We start from the raw sequence: 22,340 nt of genomic DNA on the forward strand, positions 1-22,340 counted from the left end.
GATCACAGCACTATCTCAGCCCGCAATCCGTTTCCGTCCCGGCTTTTGATGAAGCGCTCAAGATCAGCGCTCCCCCACACTCCTAACCGGGGAGAGGCAGCTCGAACCACACGGTTTTTCCGGCCGGGCCCCGCCGGGTCCGACATCTCGGCCCCTCAGCACGGAACGCGGCGCGCCGGTTTCGCGACGGGCGTACACACGCAGCCCGATCGGGCCACCCATACCCGGATTCCTGCCCCGAGTACCGCCCCGGGCCGTCCCCGTGGGACCGAAAGAGCTCAAAGGGGTTCAGTGGGCGCGCGGATGGAGGTGTTCCGCGGCGCGCAGCCGCCGGACCGCCTCCGCGACCGCGGGCCGGTCCTCATCCAGCCAGTCGACCTCGTCCACCCGGTCGGGGGTGAGCCAGCGCAGCTCGTCGTGGTCCTCCAGCGGACGCGGCTCGCCGGAGCGCAGCGCGGCGGTCCACACCCGCAGCACATAGCCGGGCTTCAGCGGCCATTCGCCGGGCAGCGGCTCCAGCGGCTCGACCTCGACGCCCAGTTCCTCGCGCAGCTCCCGCACCAGGGCCTGCGGCGGGGTCTCACCGGGCTCGGCCTTGCCGCCGGGCAGCTCCCAGCGCCCGGCCAGCTCGGGCGGGGCGCTGCGCCGCGCGGCCAGCAGCCGCCCCCGGTCGAACACCGCTCCGCCCACCACCACGCGCACCGTCATGCCCGCACTCTAGGGGGTGCCGCGCAGAGCCCGGCGTGGCCTGGCGCGCAGAGCCCGGCGGGCCGGATTCTCCCGCCCGGACGAACGGGAGACTCCGGCCCACCGGCGGCAAGGCCATGTGCGTGGTGTACGGGCGGCTTACCTGTATACGGGCGGCGTCAGCCCGCGTGCCCGGTCGCGGCGGTCCGCTCGACGACGTAGAGCTGTTCCTGCCCTTGGGTCTCGAGCCGGTCGGCGACCTCCTGGGCCTCCGTACGCGTGGCGTAGCGGCCGACGCGATAGCGGTTGCCGTTGCCGTCCTGGCGGATGACGAGCCATGGCAGCACAGTGTTGCCGTCACTCATCTCTCCGCCCCCTCCGTTGTGGCGCACCCGGGCACGCGTCTGGGCGACACCGTTAAGGAAATCCCGTTCCGCATATGCCCGAGCCTACGCCCTACCTTCACGCAGCGGATACGTGTTCTTACAACGAGGCACGCATCCGGCCACGTCCTCAACCGCGCGCGGAAACCTTCTCCGGGTCCGCCTCGCCGGTCAGCTCCTCGATTGTGGTGTCGGCCAGCTCGCGCTCGGCCTGCACCAGCGTGGGATTGCGCCATGCGCTGCGCACGCCCCAGACGTAGAAACCGAGTGCGAGCAGGATGACGACCAGGATGTCCCAGCCCTCGGGCAGATAGCCGCGGCCGCCGAACTCGGTGCCACCGGCCCACGACACCGCGGCCATGACCAGCAGGTACGCCACCATCCAGGCACCGGCCGCCAGATGCGGCTTCAGCTCGGCCCACGGCTTGCGCAGCTCGTACCAGGCCCAGATCGGCAGGCCGATCGCCATGATGAAGATGACCTTGCCGGTGAGCGGCCAGCGGGCCCAGTAGAGGACGAGCGAGCCGAAGACCATCGCGATCGGCGCGATGACCGGCATCGCGCGCAGCTGCACCGGGCGCGGCAGGTCCGGGGAGAGCTTGCGCAGCGACATCACGGCGACGGGCCCGGTGATGTACGAGATGACGGTCGCCACGGAGACGATCTCGGCCAGCGAGCCCCAGCCGCGGAAGACCGCGAGGAAGGCGAAGGCGATCACCAGGTTGAGCACCAGCGCCGGGCGCGGAATGCCGGTCTTCGGGTCGACCTTGCCGAAGACGCCGGGCAGGTGACCGTTCTCCTGGACGCCCTGGACCATGCGGGAGGTGGTGGCCGCGTAGATCATGCCGGTGCCGGACGGGGAGACGAAGGCGTCCGCGTACAGCAGCAGCGCCAGCCAGTTCAGCCCCCAGGCGAGGGAGAGGTCGGCGAGCGGGGAGTTGTACGAGAGCTTGGCCCAGCCGCCGTGCGCGAGGTCGGCCGCCGGGACGGCGGTCAGGAACGCGATCTGCAGGGCTACGTAGATCACCAGCGCGATGAGGATGGAGCTGATGACGGCCTTGGGCAGCGACTTGCCCGGGTTGCGGGCCTCGCCCGCCATGTTGAGCGGCGACTGGAAGCCGTTGTACGCCCAGACGATGCCGGAGACGGCGACGGCGGTGAACACCGAGTTCCAGCCGTTCGGCGTGAAGCCGCCGTTGCCGGTGACATTGCCGGTGTCGAAGTGCGACATCAGCAGGGCACCCGCGGTCAGCGTGGGCACGACGACCTTGAAGACCGTGATCGCGGTGTTGGTCTTCGCGAAGAGGGTGATCGCGAACCAGTTGAGGAAGAAGTAGAAGACCAGCAGCACGGACGCGAGCGCGACACCGCTTCCGGTCAGCTCCTTCCCGTCGTACAGCGCCTTGGCCCAGCCGAAGTCCCAGGAGCTCATGTACTGGACGGACGCGGTCGCCTCACCGGGGATGACGGAGACGATCGCGATCCAGTTGGCCCAGGCCGCCAGGTATCCGGCCAGCGAGCCGTGCGAGTACTGGCCGTACCGCACCATGCCGCCGGCCTTGGGGAACATCGAACCGAGTTCGGAGTACGTCAGGGCGATGGTCAGGGCGACCGCCGCACCGATCACCCAGGCGAAGATGGCGGCCGGACCCGCCAGCGCCGCGGCCCGCGCGGCCCCGAAGAGCCAGCCGGATCCGATGATCGAACCGAGGCCCACCGCGGTGAGAGCCACCGTGCCGAGTGACCGTTTGTAATGCGAATGGGAACCCTGCTCTGTGCTCAACGCCCCTCACGCTCCTTTCGCCCCCCTGACCTGATGTAAACGCGCGCCATCGTACAAGCGAAATAAGGGTGCGCTTTACGGGTTTGAGGTCGATCTGAGCTACCGGCGGAAGCATGTGATCTACGCAACACAGCTATCCGTCGAGCGTCTCGCGGAGCGCATGCGGCCCGCCACCGGGAGGGCCTTCGCAAAACCTCTACGGACCCGCCACGGCATTCGGCGCCGGGCGAAGCCTCGCTGGCCAGGCGGCACGGACCGGTCGGCGGCGACGGACCTCACCGGGGCCGCCATTCCGCTGTGATATCGCCGAATGCGCCCGTTTCGGCATAGCCGCGAGTAGTGATTCCGATGCATGGGTTTTGAATAGCGGAGTTCGGGGAACAAGGCACCGCCCACAGACCAACAAGCTCAAATCCAGCTCAAGTTGGCCGCACCCCAAAGAAAGACCAGCCGAATAAATTACCGGCCCTTTACTCGGCTCGGCTCTCTAACGGTCCGGTGCCGTCACTTCACCGGCAGGTGGTACGCGACCCGATAGCGCTCGGCCAGCGTCACCACGTCCGCCGTCTCCACCGGCCGACCGCCCGCGAAGTACGTACGGGAGATCACGAGCACCACATGACCCGGCACCCCGCCGAGCGCCAGCACCTCCTCGGCGAGGCCCGGACGGGCCCCGACCTCCTCCGCCACGTTGTCCACCACGACGTCGACGGCCGCCATCCGCTCGACCACCCCGCGCCCGGCGAGCGGCCCCTCCTCGGGCAGCATCACGGGGGTGCGCCCGGTGACGGCCAGCGGCTCCCAGGACGTGGAGAGCATCACCGGCTCATTCGCCGCCCGGAAGAGATACCGGGTGCGCATGACGCGCTCGCCCGGCTCGATCCGCAGCCGCTCGGCGATCTCCGGGCTCGCCTCCTCCTGCTCGCTGCCGGACTCCCAGCTGCCGCTGACCCGGTCGTCCCCCTGCTCCTGCCGGAACGGGCTGGACTCGCCCCGGGCGCGATAGCCGGTGCGCATCAGACGGCGCGGAACGGGCTGCGCGCGGACATACGTGCCCGACCCGGAGCGACCCTCGACCAGGCCCTCGGCCATCAGCACCTTGCGGGCTTCGAGGGCGACGGTGTCGGAGACCCCGTACTCCTCGCGTATCCGCGCCTGGGAGGGGAGGCGGGCATGCGGTGGCAGATCGCCCGCGACGATCTTCTTCCGGAGGTCGTCGGCGACACGGAGGTATGCGGGCTGGTCACCAAAGGCCACGTGCACTCCCAGGGTTGACAGTCAGCAACAGCTTGACAACCGACGGTTGTCGATAGCAACTGACGGCCAGAGCTTCACTAGAAGTGGTGAACTGCAGTTCGGAGACGTTTATCTCGACAGGGATCCGGTTCACCCACTTTCATGACGATCATCAGCCCGCGCCCGGCCCGCGGGCCGCCCACCGAGGAGACCCGTGCCCCGACGACCCGCCCACCTCTTCCTGGGCGCCCTGCTCATCCTGTCCACGGCCTGCAGCGGCCCCCAGAAGGCAGCGTCCCCGGGCGCGGCGGGCGCGGCCGACCCCCTCTTCCCGAAGCTCGGCAACGGCGGCTACGACGTGACCCACTACCGCCTCGCCCTCGACTACACCCCCGGCACCCACCGGCTGCGCGGCACCGCCCGGATCACCGCCCGCGCCACCCGGGCCCTCAGCTCCTTCCACCTCGACCTCGCCGGACTGCGCGTCCGCGACACCACCGTCAACGGCCGCCCCGCCCGCGCCACCCGCGACGGCACCGAGCTGATCCTCACCCCCGCCACCGCCCTCCCCGAGAACCGCACCTTCACGACCACCGTCGTCTACGACGGCGAGCCGAAGACCATCACCGACCCGGACGGCTCCCGGGAGGGCTGGCTCCGGACCACCGACGGCGCCGTCGGGCTCGGCGAACCGACGGGCTCCATGGCCTGGTTCCCCGGCAACAACCACCCCTCCGACAAGGCCGCGTACGACATCTCCGTCACCGTCCCGCGCGGCTACACGGCCGTCTCCAACGGCGAACTCACCCGCCACGACACCCGCGACGGCCGCACCACCCACCGCTGGCGCACCCGCGAACCCATGGCCACCTACCTGGCCACCGTCGCCATCGGCCGCTTCGAGATCCACACCACCACCGCCGGCGGCCTCCCCCAGTACGTCGCCGTGGATCCCGCCGAGGCCGACGCCTCCCGCGACGTCCCCGGCCGGATCACCAAGATCACTGCCTGGGAGCGCCGCACCTTCGGCCCCTACCCCTTCACCTCCACCGGCGCCATCGTCGGCCACCTCCCCGACCTCGGCTACGCCCTGGAAACCCAGACCAAGCCCTTCTTCGCCGCCGCCCCCGACCAGCGCCTGATCGTCCACGAACTCGCCCACCAGTGGTTCGGCAACTCGGTCACCCCGCGCGCGTGGAAGGACATGTGGCTCAACGAGGGCTTCGCCACCTACGCCGAATGGCTCTGGACCGAACAGCACCACGGCCGCACCGCCCAGCAGACCTTCGACGACTTCTACGACGGCACGGACGACGAGAGCGACGGCATCTGGTCCTTCCCGCCCGCCGCCCCGCCCTCCCCCGGCCGCGTCTCCGACCCACCCGTCTACGGCCGCGGCGCCATGGCCCTCCACCAACTCCGCCGCTCCGTCGGCGACCGCACCTTCTTCCGCACCTTGCGCACCTGGCTGCGCGACCACCGCCACGGCAACGCCGACACGAAGGCGTTCATCGCCCTGTCCGAGCGCCTCTCCGGCAAGGACCTGAGCGAGCTCTTCACCACCTGGCTCTACGCCAAGGGCAAGCCCCCGAGGCCGTAACGCCCCTCAGCCGATCCCGCTTGTCTTCTTGGCGTCGCCGCAGAGGTGGTGGCACGGCCACCTCGTCACCATGCTCACAGTCGCCCTCATGGAGCGGACACCCGCCGATGTCCGGGTCGGCCGAGAGATGACGATCAAGCTCGATCAACGCAACCGGCCCGAGCCGGATCTCTTGGTGACGACCGCCGACTACGACGGCGACCGCACCTGGCTCACCCCGGGCGAAGTGCGATTGGTCGTCGAGGTCGTCTCCCCCGAATCCGCACAACGCGACCGCACGGTCAAGCTCCGCAAGTACGCGGAGGCCGGAATCCCGCACTACTGGCGCATCGAGGACGAGGACGGTGCTCTCGTCGTCCACGTCTACGAACTGGACGAAGCGACCGGCCCTACGCGCCCGCCGGCATCTTCCGGAACACCCTGAAGCGCCCTGCGCCTTTCGAGATCAGCCTGGATCTCGACCAGCTCACCCCGCCGCGGAGGAACCAGGGGTCAGCACCACGTCAGCACACGGGAACACAGAAGGGTCCGGGCTCACCTGAGCCCGAACCCTTCTGACCCGCGTCTCGCCGCTACACGTTGAAGCGGAACTCCACCACGTCGCCGTCGCGCATCACGTAGTCCTTGCCCTCCATGCGCGCCTTGCCCGCCGCGCGGGCCTCGGCGACGGAGCCCGTCTCGACCAGGTCGTCGAAGGAGATGACCTCGGCCTTGATGAAGCCCTTCTGGAAGTCGGTGTGGATGACACCGGCCGCCTCGGGGGCCGTGGCGCCCTTCTTGATGGTCCAGGCGCGGGACTCCTTGGGGCCTGCCGTGAGGTAGGTCTGGAGGCCGAGGGTGTTGAAGCCGACGTGGGCGAGGGTGGCGAGGCCGGGTTCGGTCTGGCCCACGGACTGGAGGAGTTCGAGGGCTTCCTCGTCGTCGAGTTCGGCGAGGTCGGCTTCGAGCTTGGCGTTGAGGAAGATCGCCTCGGCGGGGGCGACGAGGGAGCGCTGCTCGGCCTTGAAGGACTCGTCGGTCAGCTCGTCCTCGTCGACGTTGAAGACGTAGAGGAACGGCTTGGTGGTGAGCAGGTGCAGGTCGTGGAGGAGGGCGGCGCGCTCGCTGCCCTGGACGATGCCGGCGGAGAAGAGGGTGCGGCCCTCGTCGAGGATGGCCTTGGCCTCTTCGACGGCCTTGACCTGGGCCTGCTTGTCCTTCTGGATCCGGGACTCCTTGACCAGGCGGGGCAGCACCTTCTCGATGGTCTGGAGGTCGGCGAGGATCAGCTCGGTGTTGATCGTCTCGATGTCGCTCTTGGGCGAGATCTTGCCGTCGACGTGGACGACGTTCTCGTCCTTGAAGGCGCGGATGACCTGGCAGATGGCGTCGGACTCGCGGATGTTCGCCAGGAACTTGTTGCCCAGCCCCTCGCCCTCCGAGGCGCCCTTGACGATCCCGGCGATGTCGACGAAGTCGACGGTGGCGGGGAGCTTGCGGGCCGAGCCGAACAGCTCGGCGAGCTTGTCGAGGCGGGGGTCGGGGACGCCCACGACGCCGACGTTGGGCTCGATGGTGGCGAACGGGTAGTTGGCCGCCAGCACGTCGTTCTTGGTCAGGGCGTTGAACAGGGTCGACTTGCCGACATTCGGCAGACCGACGATTCCGATCGTGAGCGACACGTTGGCGACTTCCCGTAGCTTCCCGGAGCGGGATCGAATGCGAGGACAGGACACGGCCCCCATGGGGGCCGGTCCACCAGTCTACGGGGCCGCCTCCGGTCACCCGTCCGGGCGGACCGTCACCCTCCCGGACTGACAATCAGTCGAACAGACTGCCAAGGTCCCGCGAAGGGCGTGTCCCAGTCCGGATTCCAGCCCTCCGCCCACCTACGTTGGTCTGGTGGAGTACTACAGGACACGTACGCCTCGCCGGGCGGCCGCCCCCTCGCCCCGCCCGGCGGCGGACGACACGTACCCGGGCCGGGGCGGGGGCAGGAGCGGCGGCCAGGGCGCGGGCGGCGCGGGGCGCGGCGCCCGCCCGGCGGCACGTGGCGGCGCACGGGGCGCCGGACGACGGGGCGCCGGACGGGGCGGGCTGCTGGGCGCGGCCGCCGCGCTGCGCGACCGGCCGGTCACCCTGCCCAGCGCCCGGCTCACCGCCCTGGGCGCGGGACTGCTGACCGCGCTCGCGATGCTCGCCTTCGGCTGTCTGGACGCACTGCTGCTGTCCGGGTCGTACACCGCCTACGGGGTGTTCTTCTTACTGGCGTGCGCGGGCTGCGGGATGTGGGTGCGGCCCGCCGACCTGTTCCCGGGGGCGATCGGCGTGCCGATCGCCTTCACGGCCGGGCTGCTGCCGATCAACGACGGCAGCGAGGGGTTCGCGGGTCAGGCGCTGGGCGTCTTCACCGCGCTGTCGCTGAACGCGGGCTGGCTCTACGCCGGGACGCTGCTGACCGCCGTGATCGTCCTCGTCCGCCGGATCGCCCTCATGGGGCGGCAGCGGCGGCGCCGTCAGCAGCGGCAGCCGCGGCCATCGCGGCACCCACGATCCCCGCGTTGTTCTGCAGCTGCGCCGGGACGATCTCGGCCCTGATGTCCTCGATCAGCGGCAGGAACTTGTGCGCCTTGCGGCTCACCCCGCCGCCGATCACGAACAGCTCCGGCGAGAACAGCATCTCCAGGTGCGCCAGGTACTTCTGCACCCGGTGCGCCCAGTGCGGCCAGCTCAGGTCGTGATCCTCGCGGACCTTGGTGGAGGCGCGCTTCTCCGCCTCGTGGCCGTCCAGCTCCAGATGGCCCAGCTCGGTGTTGGGCACCAGCCGCCCGCCGGTGAAGACCGCGCTGCCGATGCCGGTGCCGAGGGTGAGCACGATCACGGTGCCCTGACGGCCGCGGCCCGCGCCGAAGGTCATCTCGGCGACCCCGGCCGCGTCCGCGTCGTTGAGCACGGTGACCGGTGCGCCCAGCCGCTCGCCGAGCACACCGGCCAGATCGGTGCCGATCCAGCTCTTGTCGACGTTCGCGGCGGTCCGGGTCACCCCGTCCGTCACCACGCCCGGGAAGGTCACCCCGACCGGGCGCCCGGCCCAGCCGAAGTGCCCGGCGACCTCCACCACCCCGGCCACGACCGCCCCGGGCGTGGCCGGATGGGGGGTGAGCACCTTGTGGCGCTCCTCGGCCAGGTCGCCGCGGTCCAGGTCCACCGGCGCGCCCTTGATCCCGGACCCGCCGATGTCCACGCCGAACACGCGCGCGGCCGGGCCGCTGCCGTTTCCGTCGGTCACCGCTCCGCGCCGTCCGTCCCGGCGGCGGTCGTGCCGGCGGTGGTCGCGGCGACCTCGGACCGCAGGTCCCGGCGCAGCTCCTTGGGCAGCGAGAAGGTCAGGCTCTCCTGCATGGGCTGTACGACCTCCACGTCCCCGTAGCCGCGCTCGGCCAGCCAGTCCAGGACGCCCTCGACCAGCACGTCCGGTACGGAGGCGCCCGAGGTCACGCCGACCGTCGTCACGCCCTCCAGCCAGGCCTCGTCGATCTCGCTGGCGTAGTCGACCAGATGGCCGTCCTTGGCACCGGCGCCGATCGCGACCTCGACCAGCCGCACCGAGTTGGAGGAGTTCTTGGAGCCGACGACGATGACGAGGTCGGATTCGGCGGCGACCTGCTTGATCGCGGTCTGACGGTTCTGGGTGGCGTAGCAGATGTCGTCGCTGGGCGGGCTGATGAGCTGCGGGAAGCGATCCTTGAGCGCGTCCACGGTCTCCATCGTCTCGTCGACCGAGAGGGTGGTCTGGGACAGCCAGACGACCTTGGACTCGTCGCGGACCTCGACGTTCTTCACATCGTCCGGGCCGTCGACCAGGGTGATGTGGTCCGGCGCCTCGCCGCTGGTGCCGATGACCTCCTCATGGCCCTCGTGACCGATCAGGAGGATGTCGTAGTCCTCCTTGGCGAACCGGACGGCCTCCTTGTGGACCTTGGTGACCAGCGGGCAGGTCGCGTCGATGGTGGCCAGCTGGCGCTGCGCGGCCTCCTCGTGGACGACCGGGGCGACGCCGTGCGCCGAGAAGATCACGATGGAGCCCTCGGGCACCTCCTCCGTCTCGTCGACGAAGATCGCGCCCTTCTTCTCCAGGGTCTGGACGACGTACTTGTTGTGGACGATCTCCTTGCGCACGTAAATCGGCGCGCCGTACTGCTCCAGGGCCTTTTCGACGGCGATCACGGCACGGTCGACGCCCGCGCAGTAGCCACGCGGGGCAGCGAGCAGGACCCGGCGGGCGGAGGTTGCAGTCATGTCCCCATCGTAGGGGCGATGACGGCGGGCTCTGTCGGTGGTGGCCGATACGCTCGCGGGCATGGCTGTCAACACGTCCGCGGAAGCGCCGATCCCGGTCGGCGAGGTGTCCCGGCTGATCGGGGGGTGGATCGACCGGCTCGGGGCGGTGTGGGTCGAGGGGCAGATCACCCAGCTGTCCCGGCGGCCGGGCGCCGGGGTGGTCTTCCTGACACTGCGCGACCCCAGCTACGACATCTCGCTGACCGTCACCTGCTTCCGCGCCGTCTTCGACAAGATCGCGGACACGGTCTCGGAGGGCGCCCGGGTCGTCGTGCACGCCAAGCCGGAGTGGTACGCGCCACGTGGGCAGCTGTCCCTGCGGGCCGCCGAGATCCGGCCGGTGGGCGTCGGGGAACTGCTGGCGCGGCTGGAGCAGTTGAAGAAGGCGCTGGCGGCCGAGGGGCTGTTCGCCGCCGAGCGCAAGAAGCCGCTGCCGTTCCTGCCGCAGCTGATAGGGCTGGTCTGCGGCCGCGCCTCGGCCGCCGAGCGCGACGTCCTGGAGAACGCCCGGCTGCGCTGGCCCGCCGTCCGCTTCGAGGTGCGCAACGTCGCAGTGCAGGGCACGCATGCGGTGCCGCAGGTGATCGAGGCGGTCAAGGAGCTGGACGCGCTGCCCGAGGTGGACGTGATCGTGGTCGCGCGCGGCGGCGGCAGCGTGGAGGACCTGCTGCCGTTCTCGGACGAGCAGCTGGTACGGACGGTCGCGGCGTGCGTCACGCCGGTGGTGTCCGCCATCGGCCACGAGCCGGACTCCCCGCTGCTCGACCTGGTCGCCGATCTGCGCGCCTCCACGCCCACCGACGCGGCGAAGAAGACCGTGCCGGACGTGGGCGAGGAGCTGGTGCGCATCCAGCATCTGCGCGAGCGCGCGCTGCGCAGTGTGAACGGGCTGCTGGATCGCGAGGAGCGGGGGCTGGAGGCCGCGCTCGCCCGGCCGTGCCTGCGGCAGCCGCGGCGGATGGTGGAGGAGCGCGAGGAACAGATCGCGTCGGTGCTCGACCGGGCCCGCCGCTGCCTGGGGCATCTGCTCGACCGGGCGGACTCGGAGCTGGCGCACACCCAGGCCCGGGTGGTGGCCCTCTCCCCCGCCGCGACACTGCGGCGCGGCTATGCGGTGCTGCAGCACGCCGACGGGTCGGTGGTGCGGGCGGCGGCCGAGGTGTCGGCGGACGAGGAGCTGCGGGCGCGGGTCGCGGAGGGCGAGTTCACGGTGCGGGCCGCTGTCGGACCGGCTGAATAGGGTGAGGGGCATGGCGAAGACGGACGGGACGGCCGGGGCCGGCGAGACGGCCGGGGTCGAGGAGAAGACCGGGGCCGGCGAGACCGCCGGGGTCGGCGAGAAGACCGGGGCGGCGGAGACGACGCTCGGCTACGAGCAGGCGCGGGACGAGCTGGTCGAGGTCGTGCGGCGGCTCGAGGCGGGCGGCACCAGCCTGGAGGAGTCGCTGGCCCTGTGGGAGCGGGGCGAGGAGCTGGCCACGGTGTGCCGCCGCTGGCTGGAGGGTGCGCGGGCGCGGCTGGACGCGGCGCTGGCGCACTCGGGGGATGGCGACGGTGGCGGGGAGGACTGATCTTTCCCCACCCCGCCCCTTCCCGACCCGGGGCTCCGCCCCGGCCCCGGGTGGGGGCTCCGCCCCCACACCCCCGCCGGGGCTCCGCCCCCGGACCCCGCTCCTCAAACGCCGGAGGGGCTGAGGGTGAGGCATCTCCGCCTCCGGACCCGCCTCCCGGACGCCGGGAGGGCTGAGGGCGGGCGTCTCCGCCTCCGGACCCGCATTCCGGACGCCGGAAGGGGCCAGGGGGGCACTTCCGCCCCTGAAACCGGGCCCCGAACGCCGGGAGGACTGAGGGTGAGGCATTTCCGCCCCCGGAACCGGGCCCCGAACGCCGGGAAGACTGGGAGTGGGGCATCTCCGGCCCCCGGACCCGCGTCCCGGACGCCGGAAGGGGCCAGGGGGGGGGAGGCACTTCCGCCCCTGAAACCGGGCCCCGGGCACCGGAGGGGCTGGGAGTGGGGCAGAGCCTGCGCCGCGAAGCTCGGACGGTCCTCAGCCGGGGGCCGGGGCTGAGCCGGGCGGGCTGGGGTGGGGCGTCTCCACCTCCGTGACCCGCTCCCCAAGCGCTCCCAGGTGCCGGTGGGGCGTGCCCCGGGGTCGGGGCGGAGATCCGGGCCGGTCGGCGGGGGCCGTCGGCTGTGATTCGGAGCACCCTGCCCGGGCTTTAGTTGAACATTAACCTAAATCTCGTACAGTGGAGGCAGCGCACATCGATATCACCACCGTGACCAGGAGGTTTACCATGACGCTCGCACTCGACCCGGCCGCCCAGGACCTGCTTTTCCGTGAGGCCCACACCGCCAACACCTTCACCGACGAGCCGGTCTCCGAGGAGCAGGTGCAGGCCATCTACGACCTGGTGAAGTACGCCCCCACGGCCTTCAACCAGTCGCCGCTGCGCATCGTCCTGGTCCGCTCCGCCGAGGCGCGTGAGCGTCTGGTTCCTCACATGGCCGAGGGCAACCAGCCCAAGACGGCGTCCGCGCCGCTGGTCGCGATCCTCGCCGCGGACAACGAGTTCCACGAGGAGCTGCCCGCGCTCTTCCCGCACGCCCCGCAGATCAAGGACATCTTCTTCGGCGAGCGTGACAACCGTGAGCAGGCCGCGGCCCTCAACGCCTCGCTGCAGGCCGGTTACTTCATCGTGGGCGTCCGCGCCGCCGGTCTGGCGGCCGGTCCGATGACCGGTTTCGACCCGGCCGGGGTGCAGAAGGAGTTCCTGGACGACGACCACACCCCGCTGATGGTCGTCAACATCGGCAAGCCGGGCGAGGACGCCTGGAAGCCGCGCCTCCCGCGCCTGGACTACGGGCAGGTCGTCACCACCGTCTGAGGTGATGCGAGACCCGCACCGCGCCCCTTCGGCGAACCCGGCCGAAGGGGCGCGGTGCTGTCCGGTCAGCCCTTTTCGGTCTTCTCGGCCTTCTCGGCCTTCTCCGCCTTGAGCGCGGCGGCCATCTTCGCGAGTTGCCCGTACGACGCGGTGCCGGTGACGACCGTGGTCACGCCCGGTTCGCGGCGCACCAGGGCGTCGTACTTGTCGCCCTCGTAGCGGACCCACTCGTGGCCGCCGATCTCCTGCTTGGCCTTGGTCTCCCGCGCCTGCTGGGTGACGTCCTCGATGAAGGGGACCGGCCTGCCGTCGCTCTGCTCGATCGCGATGTACTCCTGGTCCTGGTCCAGGAAGCCCAGGTGCCAGGCCGCGCCCTTGTCCTCGGTGGTACCGGGCTGGTACGTCACCGAGGTCGCGCGCCACCCCTTGGGCAGGCTGCCCTTCTCCGGGGCGGCGACCGGGTACGGCGCCGCGCGCCGGGCGGTGTCCACCTCCACCCGGTAGTCGACCGTCTTGACGCCCTTGCCCTTGTCACCGTCGTCGTGCGGAATGCCGAAGACGTAGATGGCCGCCGCGACGACACCAATCACCGTCAGCGACAGGACCATGTCCCGCACCGTCTCTTTGCCACGCATACCTGCCACGCCCCCTATCGTCCCTCATCGCCCCTCGGCACCCGGCAACAGGGCCGTGCTCATGCGTGGGGTCCTCTGCTCACTTTCGCAATGAACGGATAAGGTCATGAGCACCCTCACTTTCCGGTTCGTCGCCGTACAGAAAGGTGCGCTCCGATGACCGAGCATCATCTGCCGTCCCAGCTCGAGGTCAGTCCCGCGGCTCCCGACCGCAACCTCGCCCTTGAGCTGGTCAGGGTCACCGAGGCGGGCGCCATGGCATCCGGCCGCTGGGTGGGCCGCGGCGACAAGAACGGCGCGGACGGCGCCGCCGTGAAGGCCATGCGCTCCCTCGTCCACACTGTGTCGATGAACGGTGTCGTGGTCATCGGCGAGGGCGAGAAGGACGAGGCGCCGATGCTCTTCAACGGGGAGCGCGTCGGCGACGGGACCGGCCCGGAGTGCGATGTGGCCGTGGACCCGGTGGACGGCACCACGCTGACCGCCAAGGGCATGGCCAACGCCGTCTCCGTGCTCGCCGTCGCCGAGCGGGGCACCATGTTCGACCCGTCGGCCGTCTTCTACATGGACAAGCTGGTCACCGGCCCCGAGGCCGCCGAGTTCGTGGACATCACCGCGCCGCCCGGGGTGAACATCCGGCGGATCGCGAAGGCGAAGAAGTCCAGCCCCGAGGACGTCACCGTGGTGGTCCTGGACCGTCCCCGCCACGAGGGCCTGGTCAAGGAGATCCGGGAGGCGGGCGCCCGGATCAAGTTCATCTCCGACGGCGACGTGGCCGGTGCGATCATGGCGGTGCGCGAGGGCACCGGCGCGGATCTGCTGCTGGGCGTCGGCGGCACGCCGGAGGGCATCATCGCGGCCTGCGCGATCAAGTGCCTCGGCGGCACGATCCAGGCCAAGCTGTGGCCGAAGGACGACGAGGAGCGGCAGCGGGCCGTCGACGCGGGCCACGACCTCGACCAGGTCCTCCAGACCGACGATCTGGTCAGCGGCGACAATGTGTTCTTCGTCGCCACCGGCATCACCGACGGTGATCTGCTGCGCGGGGTGCGGTACCGCGCGGAGACCGCCACCACCCAGTCACTGGTGATGCGGTCCAAGTCCGGGACGATCCGGCAGATCGACTCCACCCACCGGCTGTCCAAGCTGCGCGCCTACGCCTCGGTCGACTTCGAGCGCCCGCGCTGAGCGTCCACCAGGGCCGTACGTACGCCAACCGGGCCGGACTCCGCCGCACGGCGGGGCCCGGCCGGTGACCCGGAGAGTTCACCCGGCGGCGGCGACGCGCACGGCGCGCTGCAGCTCCGCCTCGCGGCGCCGGCGGCGGGCCAGCACCACCCGGCGCTCGGCCGCGGTCAGCCCGCCCCACACCCCGTACGGCTCGGGCTGGAGCAGCGCGTGCTCCCGGCACTCGACCATGACCGGGCAGCGCGCGCAGACGCGCTTGGCGGCCTCTTCCCGCGACAACCGGGCAGCCGTGGGCTCCTTGGACGGAGCGAAGAACAGCCCGGCCTCATCCCGGCGGCACACCGCCTCCGAGTGCCAGGGGCCGGCCTGTTCCCGAGCGGGGGTGCGCTGCGGGGGCACGGCGGCGTCCAGCAGGGGCTGATGCGGTTGCAGCACGGTCTACTCCTGACGACGGCTCCGGTGTTCACCCTTGCCCGTCTCCCGCCCCACGGCCCCCAGTGCACCCCCATCAGCCGCGCGAGAAGACGATGCACCAAGCCTTACCCGCTGTGCGCACGCTTATGCACACGGTTGTCCCGCCCGGAAATTCCGTATGCACAGCGGCTGTTCAGCCCTTATGACCTCAGGTTCTTCACACGTTTCCCGCGCTTCGGCTTGGCCTCGATCCCGCCGAAGAGCGCGAATCCGCTGACCCGGATCACCGGCGCGTCGGGGTCCGGAGCCTCGTGTTCCGCGATGTCCACGCCGCCGAATACGCCGGAGCCGGAACCGTGCAGCGAGACGTTCTCCGGGACCCTGATCTCCACCGCGCCGAACACGGCCCACGCCTGGATGGCGATCTCCCGCTGCTGGAAGACCGCCTCGGTGAGGTCGATCTCGACACCGCCGAAGACCGCGAAGGCGTGCGTACGGCGGCGGGGCCGCCAGCGGCCCTTGCGCACGGCGCCGCCGAAGACCGCGATCAGGTTCTCGGGGCCGGCGGCGGGGCCGGACGCCGCGCCGGAGGGCGGGCCCGCCGCGGCGCGGGACGTACCCGCGGGCACGTCCCGGACCAGGGGCTCCAGCTCGCCGAGGGTCTTGGCGCGGTAGACCGCGTCGATCCGCTCGGCGTGCTCCTCGGGATCGAGCCGCCCCTCGGCCAGGGCCTCCCGCAGGATGTCCGCGATCCGGTCACGATCCGCGTCGGACGCGCGGATCTCCGCCTCCGCGACGGGCGCCGGGGCGGGGGCGGATTTGGTCAGGGGGACCGGCTGCTGCGACTGCTGCTCATCCACGCCGCTCAGCGTACCCAGTCGCGATAGATCGCGACTAGGGGTCTGCGGCGGGGCGCGCGCGGCGGGACCGTGCGGACACTCTCTAGTGAGCCTTACCTCACAAGCCGCCGTTCCCCCACCCCGTTCTACGCTTGTCCACGCGCTGTCGACGAAGTCAGCCATAGCCCCCGTCGAGTAAGGAATGGCCGCGATGCCCGCCGCTTCCCACCCAGCCCACCCGGCGTTTGCCTATTCGGACCTGCTGCCCCTGGGAGAAGACCGGACGACCTACCGTCTGGTGACCTCCGAGGGCGTGAGCACCTTCGAGGCCGACGGGCGCACCTTCCTCAAGGTCGAGCCGGAGGCGCTGCGCAAGCTCGCGGCCGAGGCGATGCACGACATTTCGCACTATCTGCGCCCCGATCACCTCGCCCAGCTGCGCCGCATCCTCGACGACCCCGAGGCCAGCCCGAACGACCGCTTCGTGGCGCTGGACCTGCTGAAGAACGCCAACATCGCGGCGGCCGGGGTGCTGCCGATGTGCCAGGACACCGGCACCGCCATCGTCATGGGCAAGCGCGGCCAGAACGTGCTCACCGAAGGCGGTGACGAGGAGGCCCTGTCGCGCGGCGTGTACGACGCGTACACCAAGCTCAACCTGCGCTACTCCCAGATGGCCCCGCTGACCATGTGGGACGAGAAGAACACCGGCTCCAACCTGCCCGCGCAGATCGAGCTGTACGCGACCGACGGCGGCGCCTACAAGTTCCTCTTCATGGCCAAGGGCGGCGGCTCGGCGAACAAGTCCTTCCTCTACCAGGAGACGAAGGCGGTGCTGAACGAGGCATCGATGATGAAGTTCCTGGAGGAGAAGATCCGTTCGCTGGGCACGTCCGCGTGCCCGCCGTACCACCTGGCGATCGTGGTCGGCGGCACCAGCGCCGAGTACGCGCTGAAGACCGCGAAGTACGCCTCCGCGCACTACCTGGACGAGCTGCCCGCCGAAGGCTCCCCGACCGGTCACGGCTTCCGGGACAAGGAGCTGGAGGAGAAGGTCTTCGAGCTGACGCAGAAGATCGGGATCGGCGCGCAGTTCGGCGGCAAGTACTTCTGCCACGACGTACGGGTCGTCCGGCTGCCGCGGCACGGCGCGTCCTGCCCGGTCGCGATCGCCGTCTCCTGCTCGGCCGACCGCCAGGCGCTCGCGAAGATCACGCCCGAGGGCGTCTTCCTGGAGCAGCTGGAGACCGACCCGGCGCGCTTCCTGCCCGAGACGACGGACGAGAACCTGGACGAGAGCGACGTCGTACGGATCGACCTGAACCGGCCGATGGACGAGATCCGGGCCGAGCTGACCAAGCACCCGGTCAAGACGCGGCTCTCGCTCACCGGCCCGCTGGTCGTCGCCCGTGACATCGCGCACGCGAAGATCAAGGAGCGGCTGGACGCGGGCGAGGAGATGCCGCAGTACCTGCGCGACCACGCCGTCTACTACGCGGGCCCGGCCAAGACGCCCGAGGGCTACGCCTCGGGCTCGTTCGGCCCGACCACGGCGGGCCGGATGGACGCGTACGTGGAGCAGTTCCAGGCGGCGGGCGGCTCGTTCGTGATGCTGGCCAAGGGCAACCGCTCCAAGCAGGTCACCCAGGCGTGCGACGCGTACGGCGGCTTCTACCTGGGCTCGATCGGCGGCCCGGCGGCGCGGCTGGCGCAGGACTGCATCAAGAAGGTCGAGGTCCTGGAGTACGAGGAGCTGGGCATGGAGGCGGTCTGGAAGATCGAGGTGGAGGACTTCCCGGCGTTCATCGTGGTGGACGACAAGGGGAACGACTTCTTCACGGATCCGGGTCCCTCGCAGCCGTTCGTGAGCAGCATCCCGGTCCGCCCCGGCGCCTGACCGGCACCCACCACCTCTGACGGCCCCGGCTTCCGGCCGGGGCCGTCGGCCTGTCGGCCTGTCGGCCGTCAGCCGGACAGGGCCGCCTCGAAGGCGCCCAGGCGCTGGGGGACGCCGCTGCAGGAGGTGCTGGGGGCGGTGGCGGCGGGCTGTTCGGGGGCCGCGTCGCCGGTGTCGCCCGTATCGGCGTCCGTACCGGCATCCGTACCGTCGCCGGTGTCGTCGGCACCGGCGCCCTCGGGGGCGCACGGGCGGTCTCGTTCCGCCGACCACATCGACAGCCGCCCGATGCCCTTGCGGGCCGCGAAGCGGGCGAGTCCGGCCGCGTCCTCCAGCGTGAAGACCTCGCCGGTCACGTCGTTGACCCCGATCATCGGCGTCACGGCGAGGGTCTTCCACGCGGCGGCGTCGGACAGCCCGAGCACCCCGCGGACCTTCTCGTGGGCGGCGGTGGCCGCCTGGATGGCGTACTGGCCCATGTCGCCCGTGTGGTCGCCGCTGTAGTTCATGGCCATGACGTTGACCGACGAGACGGTGACGCCCTCCTGCCGCGCCGCGGTCAGCTGGGCGAGGGCCCCGGACGTCAGCCCGTCCGGCATGGCGGGCAGCGTGAAGGAGACGTTCAGCCCCTCGTGGGTGCGCTGGACGAGGGCGATGGCCTGGGCCCGGCGGGCGGTGGCGGCCGCGTCGGCGAGGGCGTCGCCCTCGATGTCGAAGTCGGCCCGGATGATCCCGTAACGCTCGATCACCTCGGTGTACGCGGCGGCGAGTTGCGAGGCGTCCTCGCAGGCCGTCGCCAGCTCCGTGCCGTCGGCGCCGCCGAAGGAGATCCGTACGTCGCCGCCGGCCCGCCGGGTGGCCTCGATACGGGCCGTCAGCGCCGGGTCGTCGAACGGGATGCCGCTGTCCCACGCCGGGGCGCAGCCGTCACCCGATACGACGAAGCCCAGGGTGAATTCCTTGATGCCGCGCGCCGCCGCGGCGGGCATGTCGTAGTGCGAGCCGGCCCAGGCGCTGACGTACGGCACGAAGTCGGCGGCGGGCGGCGCCGCCGGGCGGGGGGCGGCGGGCGAGGCCGCCCGCTGCGGCTCGGACGGCTTCTCGCTGCCCGCCCAGACGGCGACGGTGGCGCAGAGCACGGCTCCGGCCATGGCGATTCCGCTCATGCGGGGGCTGGCCTTCAATCGCACGCGCTCTTCCTTCCGCTCCGGTGTGACGGGGGTGGGGAGGTGAGGGCCGGGGCCAGAGGGCTCCCGGTCCGGCCTCTCCGCCAACCTCGCACATCCGATAGAAAGTGACTAACTATGACACACCGCATGTTTGACACATAGGTTGTATGTCGTATTTTCTGGACTAGCCTCTGACGCATGGATCCTCAGTCAGATGTGGCCGAGCGTGCGCCCTCGCGTCCCGTCCGCTCCGACGTGGCCGGGAAGGGGCCGGTGTTCGTGGACCTCTCCGGGCGCCGCGGCCGGCTGGTACGGCACGCGGGCGCGCTCGCGGGAGCCGTCTGCTTCGGCTATTCGGCGGTCCTCGGGGTGGGCTTCGCGGGCGGTACGGCCATCGCTCCCGAGACGCTGATCCCGGGTCACCCCGTCACCACCGAGGCGTTCGGCCGGGCTCCGAGGAGCGCCCCGGAGGGGCACTTCGGCGGGCGTTCCGGCGCGCATGAGCACCCGTCGGGAGACCGTTACGCCCCGGCGAGCGGCCCGGACCGCCCCCGGCCGCACTCCCCCGCGGACGTACGGCCCGCGAGCGCCCGGAAGCCCACCGCGCTCGCCCGCCCGGCGCCGCCCCAGCCGCACCGCGCGTCCTCGGTGCGCGACGCGCGGCCCCCGCGCGCGGCGCACCTCCCGCGTTCCGGCCACGGACCGGGCGCGCACCACGCCCCGCGGCATCGGCGGTCCGCGGCCCACCGGCCGGGCCATGCGCCGCATCACGCGCGGCACCACAAGCCCGCCTCGTCGCCCGCGCGCCCGGCGCCCCACAAGCCGCCCCGGAAGCCGGTGGGCCCGGCGCCCGACCCGGTGAAGAGGCCCCCGGCCGCCAAGCCAGTGAAGCCCGCCGGGCCGGGCCCCGACCGCCCCCAGAACCCCGGCAACGGCCAGGCCAAGCCCCCGGTGAACGAGCCCGGGACCCCGGCGTGGGGGCCGGGCATGCCCGCCGGGATCGACTGGCAGTCGCTCACGTCGTTCCGCGGCGGGGTGTCATGAGCGGTGGCAGACCGCCGAAGCTGCCACGGCCGCGCGGCCGCAGACTCCCGACAACCGGCAAGAAGACGTTCGGAAGGGCGCCCGGCGACAGACCATCCACGTCCCGCAAGTCCCGGGCGTTCCGCACCCGGATGGCCGTCGCGCCGGCCACGCTCCTCGCGCTGGTCTGCGCCCTGCTGCTGGACGGCTACCTGTACGCCGAGATCGGCAACGACGCCCGGGTGCACGCCGCGCATTCGTACCGCAGCGTCCCCGAACGGCTGCGCAGCGGCGGCCCGGTCATCACCTTCGACCGGCAGGGGAAGGCGACCGAGCACTCCATTCCCGCCAAGACCATCGCGCTGACCTTCGACGACGGACCGGACCCGCGCTGGACCCCGGAGATCCTGGCCGTGCTGCGCAAGCACCACGTGCCGGGGACGTTCTTCGTGCTGGGCCAGATGGTGGTGCGCCATCCGGGGCTGGTGCGCCGGATGGTGGCCGCCGGCCATGAGATCGGCGTGCACACCTTCTCCCATGTCGACCTGTCCTACCAGGACAAGCAGCGGATGAACCGCGAACTGGCCCAGTCCCAGCTGGCGCTGGCGGGCGCGGCGGGTGTCACCAGTTCGCTGTTCCGCGCGCCGTACGCCTCGGAGGTCTCCGCGCTCGACGACCGCACCTGGCCGGTCCAGCGGCATGTGGGCGCCAAGGGCTATGTCAGCGCGTTCGTGGACACCGACAGCGAGGACTGGCGGCGGCCCCCGGTCAAGGAGATCGTCCAGAACGCCACCCCGCGCGGCACGAAGGGCGCGTCCGTGCTCTTCCACGACGCGGGCGGCAACCGCTCGCGGACCGTGCAGGCCCTGGAGCGCTACATCCACCGGATGGCGGCGCGCGGCTACTCCTTCACCACCATCACCGGCGCGCTCGGCGCCAAGAGCGCCAACCACCCGGCCCCCGCCCTCCGGGTGTGGGAGGGCCGGACGCTGATCTGGGCCGCGCTGGCCACCCAGTACGCGCTGCCGGTGCTCATCGGGCTGCTGGGGGTCGTCGGCTTCTCGGTGTTCGGGCGGCTGCTGCTGATGCTGGGCCTGGCCTGGTGGCACCGCCGCACCCGGGACCGGCGCCGCTACACCCTGGTGCAGGAGGTGGGCGACCCGGTGAGCGTCATCGTGCCCGCGTACAACGAGAAGGAGTGCATCGCCCACACCCTGCACTCGCTGACCGCCTCCACCCATCCGGTCGAGATCCTGGTGGTGGACGACGGCTCGACCGACGGCACGGGGGACATCGTGGAGGCGATGGGGCTGCCCAACGTACGGGTGCTGCGGCAGCCGAACGCGGGCAAGCCCGCCGCGCTGAACAACGGCATCGCGAACGCCCGCCACGAGCTGATCGTGATGATGGACGGCGACACCGTCTTCGAGCCCACCACCGTCCGGGAGCTGGTCCGTCCCTTCGCCGACTCCCGGGTCGGCGCGGTCGCGGGCAACGCCAAGGTGGGCAACCGCAATCGGCTGATCGGCGCCTGGCAGCACATCGAGTACGTGATGGGCTTCAACCTCGACCGGCGGATGTACGACCTGCTGCGCTGCATGCCGACCATCCCCGGCGCGATCGGCGCCTTCCGCCGCCGCGCGCTGCTGGACGCCGGGGGCATGAGCGCCGACACCCTGGCCGAGGACACCGACATCACCATCGCGCTGCACCGGGCCGGCTGGCGGGTGGTGTACCAGGAGCACGCCCGCGCCTGGACCGAGGCGCCGGGCACCCTGGGCCAGCTGTGGAAGCAGCGCTACCGGTGGAGCTACGGCACCCTGCAGGCGCTGTGGAAGCACCGTCGCGCGCTGGTCGACCGGGGGCCCTCGGGGCGGTTCGGCCGGGTGGGGCTGCCGCTGGTGGTGCTCTTCCAGATCCTCACCCCGCTGTTCGCGCCGCTGATCGACCTGTTCACGCTGTACGGGGTGATCTTCGTGGACCCGGTGCGGTCGCTCGCGGCGTGGGGCGCGCTGCTGCTGGTGCAGCTGCTGGGCGCGGCGTACGCCTTCCGGCTGGACGGCGAACGGTACCGGGTGCTGGCCGTACTGCCGCTCCAGCAGATCGTCTACCGCCAGCTGATGTACCTGGTGCTGCTGCATTCGTGCGTGACGGCGGCCACCGGCGCCCTGCTGCCCTGGCAGAAGCTCAAGCGCACCGGCGAGGTGGAGGCCCCGCGCGCCGCGGAAGCCGTACGGTGACCCACCTCACCGGTCCGTCCCCGGCGGGGCGGGAAGA

The 22,340-nt window shown here is 71.3% G+C and carries 20 protein-coding genes and 1 pseudogene; 10 read left to right on the top strand and 11 right to left on the bottom strand.

All coding sequences use genetic code 11. From position 1 onward, the window contains the following. Window positions 1-288 precede the first annotated feature (288 nt). The 4 genes from ACFZCY_RS10065 to ACFZCY_RS10080 all read right to left on the bottom strand — a co-directional run bounded on the left by ACFZCY_RS10065 (window position 289) and on the right by ACFZCY_RS10080 (window position 4,110). Window positions 289-708: a (deoxy)nucleoside triphosphate pyrophosphohydrolase gene (locus ACFZCY_RS10065; RefSeq protein WP_055548152.1), complete on the bottom strand. Its 420-nt coding sequence runs from the start codon at window positions 706-708 to the stop codon at window positions 289-291. A 158-nt stretch (window positions 709-866) separates the two neighbouring features. Next, window positions 867-1,052 (bottom strand): SPOR domain-containing protein, encoded by a 186-nt coding sequence (locus ACFZCY_RS10070; RefSeq protein ID WP_391170857.1) that lies wholly within the window; start codon window positions 1,050-1,052, stop codon window positions 867-869. Window positions 1,053-1,200: 148 nt separating this feature from the next. Then, window positions 1,201-2,853 (bottom strand): amino acid permease, encoded by a 1,653-nt coding sequence (locus ACFZCY_RS10075; RefSeq protein ID WP_391170859.1) that lies wholly within the window; start codon window positions 2,851-2,853, stop codon window positions 1,201-1,203. A 504-nt stretch (window positions 2,854-3,357) separates the two neighbouring features. Then, window positions 3,358-4,110 (bottom strand): GntR family transcriptional regulator, encoded by a 753-nt coding sequence (locus tag ACFZCY_RS10080; RefSeq protein WP_391170861.1) that lies wholly within the window; start codon window positions 4,108-4,110, stop codon window positions 3,358-3,360. Between the two features lie 193 nt (window positions 4,111-4,303). Here ACFZCY_RS10080 and ACFZCY_RS10085 point away from each other — a divergent pair, with 193 nt between their 5' ends. Together ACFZCY_RS10085 and ACFZCY_RS10090 are read left to right on the top strand one after the other, a co-directional pair. Continuing rightward, a complete protein-coding gene (locus tag ACFZCY_RS10085; RefSeq protein WP_391170863.1) occupies window positions 4,304-5,689 on the top strand; it encodes a M1 family aminopeptidase in 1,386 nt (461 codons plus the stop codon). A 19-nt stretch (window positions 5,690-5,708) separates the two neighbouring features. Beyond that, window positions 5,709-6,169: pseudogene (locus ACFZCY_RS10090) on the top strand (Uma2 family endonuclease); the annotation flags it as partial. Window positions 6,170-6,261: 92 nt separating this feature from the next. Here the strand turns inward: ACFZCY_RS10090 and ychF are convergent. Further along, complete coding sequence (ychF, locus tag ACFZCY_RS10095) at window positions 6,262-7,350, bottom strand: redox-regulated ATPase YchF (protein WP_361477767.1); 1,089 nt, start codon at window positions 7,348-7,350, stop codon at window positions 6,262-6,264. Window positions 7,351-7,570: 220 nt separating this feature from the next. Here ychF and ACFZCY_RS10100 point away from each other — a divergent pair, with 220 nt between their 5' ends. Next, window positions 7,571-8,266 carry a DUF6542 domain-containing protein gene (locus ACFZCY_RS10100; protein WP_391170865.1) on the top strand — a complete coding sequence of 232 codons (696 nt, stop codon included), beginning with the start codon at window positions 7,571-7,573 and terminating at the stop codon, window positions 8,264-8,266. On the opposite strand, the gene ppgK is transcribed toward ACFZCY_RS10100, so the two are convergent. Next, window positions 8,160-8,957 (bottom strand): polyphosphate--glucose phosphotransferase, encoded by a 798-nt coding sequence (gene ppgK, locus ACFZCY_RS10105; RefSeq protein WP_391170867.1) that lies wholly within the window; start codon window positions 8,955-8,957, stop codon window positions 8,160-8,162. The two genes, ACFZCY_RS10100 and ppgK, sit on opposite strands and share 107 nt — an antisense overlap. Further along, complete coding sequence (locus ACFZCY_RS10110) at window positions 8,954-9,967, bottom strand: 4-hydroxy-3-methylbut-2-enyl diphosphate reductase (protein WP_391170869.1); 1,014 nt, start codon at window positions 9,965-9,967, stop codon at window positions 8,954-8,956. The genes ppgK and ACFZCY_RS10110 overlap by 4 nt, the downstream gene beginning before the upstream one ends. A gap of 61 nt (window positions 9,968-10,028) precedes the next feature. Between ACFZCY_RS10110 and xseA the strand changes: the two genes are divergently transcribed. The 3 genes from xseA (at window position 10,029) to ACFZCY_RS10125 (ending at window position 12,898) form a co-directional block, all read left to right on the top strand. Then, a complete protein-coding gene (gene xseA / locus ACFZCY_RS10115; RefSeq protein ID WP_107097024.1) occupies window positions 10,029-11,249 on the top strand; it encodes an exodeoxyribonuclease VII large subunit in 1,221 nt (406 codons plus the stop codon). Window positions 11,250-11,259: 10 nt separating this feature from the next. Next, window positions 11,260-11,580 (top strand): exodeoxyribonuclease VII small subunit, encoded by a 321-nt coding sequence (locus ACFZCY_RS10120; RefSeq protein ID WP_391170872.1) that lies wholly within the window; start codon window positions 11,260-11,262, stop codon window positions 11,578-11,580. 727 nt (window positions 11,581-12,307) lie between these two features. Next, on the top strand, window positions 12,308-12,898 hold the full coding sequence (locus ACFZCY_RS10125) for a malonic semialdehyde reductase (protein ID WP_391170874.1): 591 nt from the start codon (window positions 12,308-12,310) through the stop codon (window positions 12,896-12,898). A gap of 65 nt (window positions 12,899-12,963) precedes the next feature. Here the strand turns inward: ACFZCY_RS10125 and ACFZCY_RS10130 are convergent, their stop codons facing one another. Then, complete coding sequence (locus tag ACFZCY_RS10130; RefSeq protein ID WP_391172100.1) at window positions 12,964-13,533, bottom strand: DUF4245 family protein; 570 nt, start codon at window positions 13,531-13,533, stop codon at window positions 12,964-12,966. A gap of 156 nt (window positions 13,534-13,689) precedes the next feature. Between ACFZCY_RS10130 and glpX the strand changes: the two genes are divergently transcribed. Further along, window positions 13,690-14,721, top strand: coding sequence for a class II fructose-bisphosphatase (gene glpX / locus ACFZCY_RS10135; RefSeq protein WP_361477787.1), 1,032 nt, complete (start codon window positions 13,690-13,692; stop codon window positions 14,719-14,721). Window positions 14,722-14,799: 78 nt separating this feature from the next. Here the strand turns inward: glpX and ACFZCY_RS10140 are convergent, their stop codons facing one another. Beyond that, window positions 14,800-15,156 (bottom strand): WhiB family transcriptional regulator, encoded by a 357-nt coding sequence (locus tag ACFZCY_RS10140; RefSeq protein WP_361477790.1) that lies wholly within the window; start codon window positions 15,154-15,156, stop codon window positions 14,800-14,802. A gap of 179 nt (window positions 15,157-15,335) precedes the next feature. Beyond that, entirely contained in the window at window positions 15,336-15,995 is a 660-nt protein-coding gene (locus tag ACFZCY_RS10145; RefSeq protein WP_391170876.1) for a DUF1707 domain-containing protein, read from the bottom strand. A gap of 190 nt (window positions 15,996-16,185) precedes the next feature. Here ACFZCY_RS10145 and ACFZCY_RS10150 point away from each other — a divergent pair, with 190 nt between their 5' ends. Continuing rightward, on the top strand, window positions 16,186-17,871 hold the full coding sequence (locus ACFZCY_RS10150) for a FumA C-terminus/TtdB family hydratase beta subunit (protein WP_391170878.1): 1,686 nt from the start codon (window positions 16,186-16,188) through the stop codon (window positions 17,869-17,871). Between the two features lie 68 nt (window positions 17,872-17,939). On the opposite strand, the gene ACFZCY_RS10155 is transcribed toward ACFZCY_RS10150, so the two are convergent. Beyond that, a complete protein-coding gene (locus tag ACFZCY_RS10155) occupies window positions 17,940-19,061 on the bottom strand; it encodes a chitinase (protein ID WP_391170880.1) in 1,122 nt (373 codons plus the stop codon). A 177-nt stretch (window positions 19,062-19,238) separates the two neighbouring features. Here ACFZCY_RS10155 and ACFZCY_RS10160 point away from each other — a divergent pair, with 177 nt between their 5' ends. Together ACFZCY_RS10160 and ACFZCY_RS10165 are read left to right on the top strand one after the other, a co-directional pair. Beyond that, on the top strand, window positions 19,239-20,084 hold the full coding sequence (locus ACFZCY_RS10160; protein ID WP_391170882.1) for a hypothetical protein: 846 nt from the start codon (window positions 19,239-19,241) through the stop codon (window positions 20,082-20,084). Continuing rightward, window positions 20,081-22,303 carry a glycosyltransferase gene (locus ACFZCY_RS10165; RefSeq protein ID WP_391170884.1) on the top strand — a complete coding sequence of 741 codons (2,223 nt, stop codon included), beginning with the start codon at window positions 20,081-20,083 and terminating at the stop codon, window positions 22,301-22,303. The genes ACFZCY_RS10160 and ACFZCY_RS10165 overlap by 4 nt, the downstream gene beginning before the upstream one ends. Window positions 22,304-22,340: the final 37 nt, after the last annotated feature.

The organism is Streptomyces sp. NPDC007983, from assembly GCF_042958345.1.
Classification (GTDB): domain Bacteria; phylum Actinomycetota; class Actinomycetes; order Streptomycetales; family Streptomycetaceae; genus Streptomyces.

What these genes read in the sequence shown, in the direction of transcription:
- ACFZCY_RS10065 (WP_055548152.1), bottom strand. Translation starts at nt 708, where the DNA reads ATGACGGTGCGCGTGGTGGTGGGCGGAGCGGTGTTCGACCGGGGGCGG.
- ACFZCY_RS10070 (WP_391170857.1), bottom strand. Translation starts at nt 1,052, where the DNA reads ATGAGTGACGGCAACACTGTGCTGCCATGGCTCGTCATCCGCCAGGAC.
- ACFZCY_RS10110 (WP_391170869.1), bottom strand. Translation starts at nt 9,967, where the DNA reads ATGACTGCAACCTCCGCCCGCCGGGTCCTGCTCGCTGCCCCGCGTGGC.
- xseA (WP_107097024.1), top strand. Translation starts at nt 10,029, where the DNA reads ATGGCTGTCAACACGTCCGCGGAAGCGCCGATCCCGGTCGGCGAGGTG.
- ACFZCY_RS10120 (WP_391170872.1), top strand. Translation starts at nt 11,260, where the DNA reads ATGGCGAAGACGGACGGGACGGCCGGGGCCGGCGAGACGGCCGGGGTC.
- ACFZCY_RS10125 (WP_391170874.1), top strand. Translation starts at nt 12,308, where the DNA reads ATGACGCTCGCACTCGACCCGGCCGCCCAGGACCTGCTTTTCCGTGAG.
- ACFZCY_RS10130 (WP_391172100.1), bottom strand. Translation starts at nt 13,533, where the DNA reads ATGCGTGGCAAAGAGACGGTGCGGGACATGGTCCTGTCGCTGACGGTG.
- glpX (WP_361477787.1), top strand. Translation starts at nt 13,690, where the DNA reads ATGACCGAGCATCATCTGCCGTCCCAGCTCGAGGTCAGTCCCGCGGCT.
- ACFZCY_RS10150 (WP_391170878.1), top strand. Translation starts at nt 16,186, where the DNA reads ATGCCCGCCGCTTCCCACCCAGCCCACCCGGCGTTTGCCTATTCGGAC.
- ACFZCY_RS10160 (WP_391170882.1), top strand. Translation starts at nt 19,239, where the DNA reads ATGGATCCTCAGTCAGATGTGGCCGAGCGTGCGCCCTCGCGTCCCGTC.
- ACFZCY_RS10165 (WP_391170884.1), top strand. Translation starts at nt 20,081, where the DNA reads ATGAGCGGTGGCAGACCGCCGAAGCTGCCACGGCCGCGCGGCCGCAGA.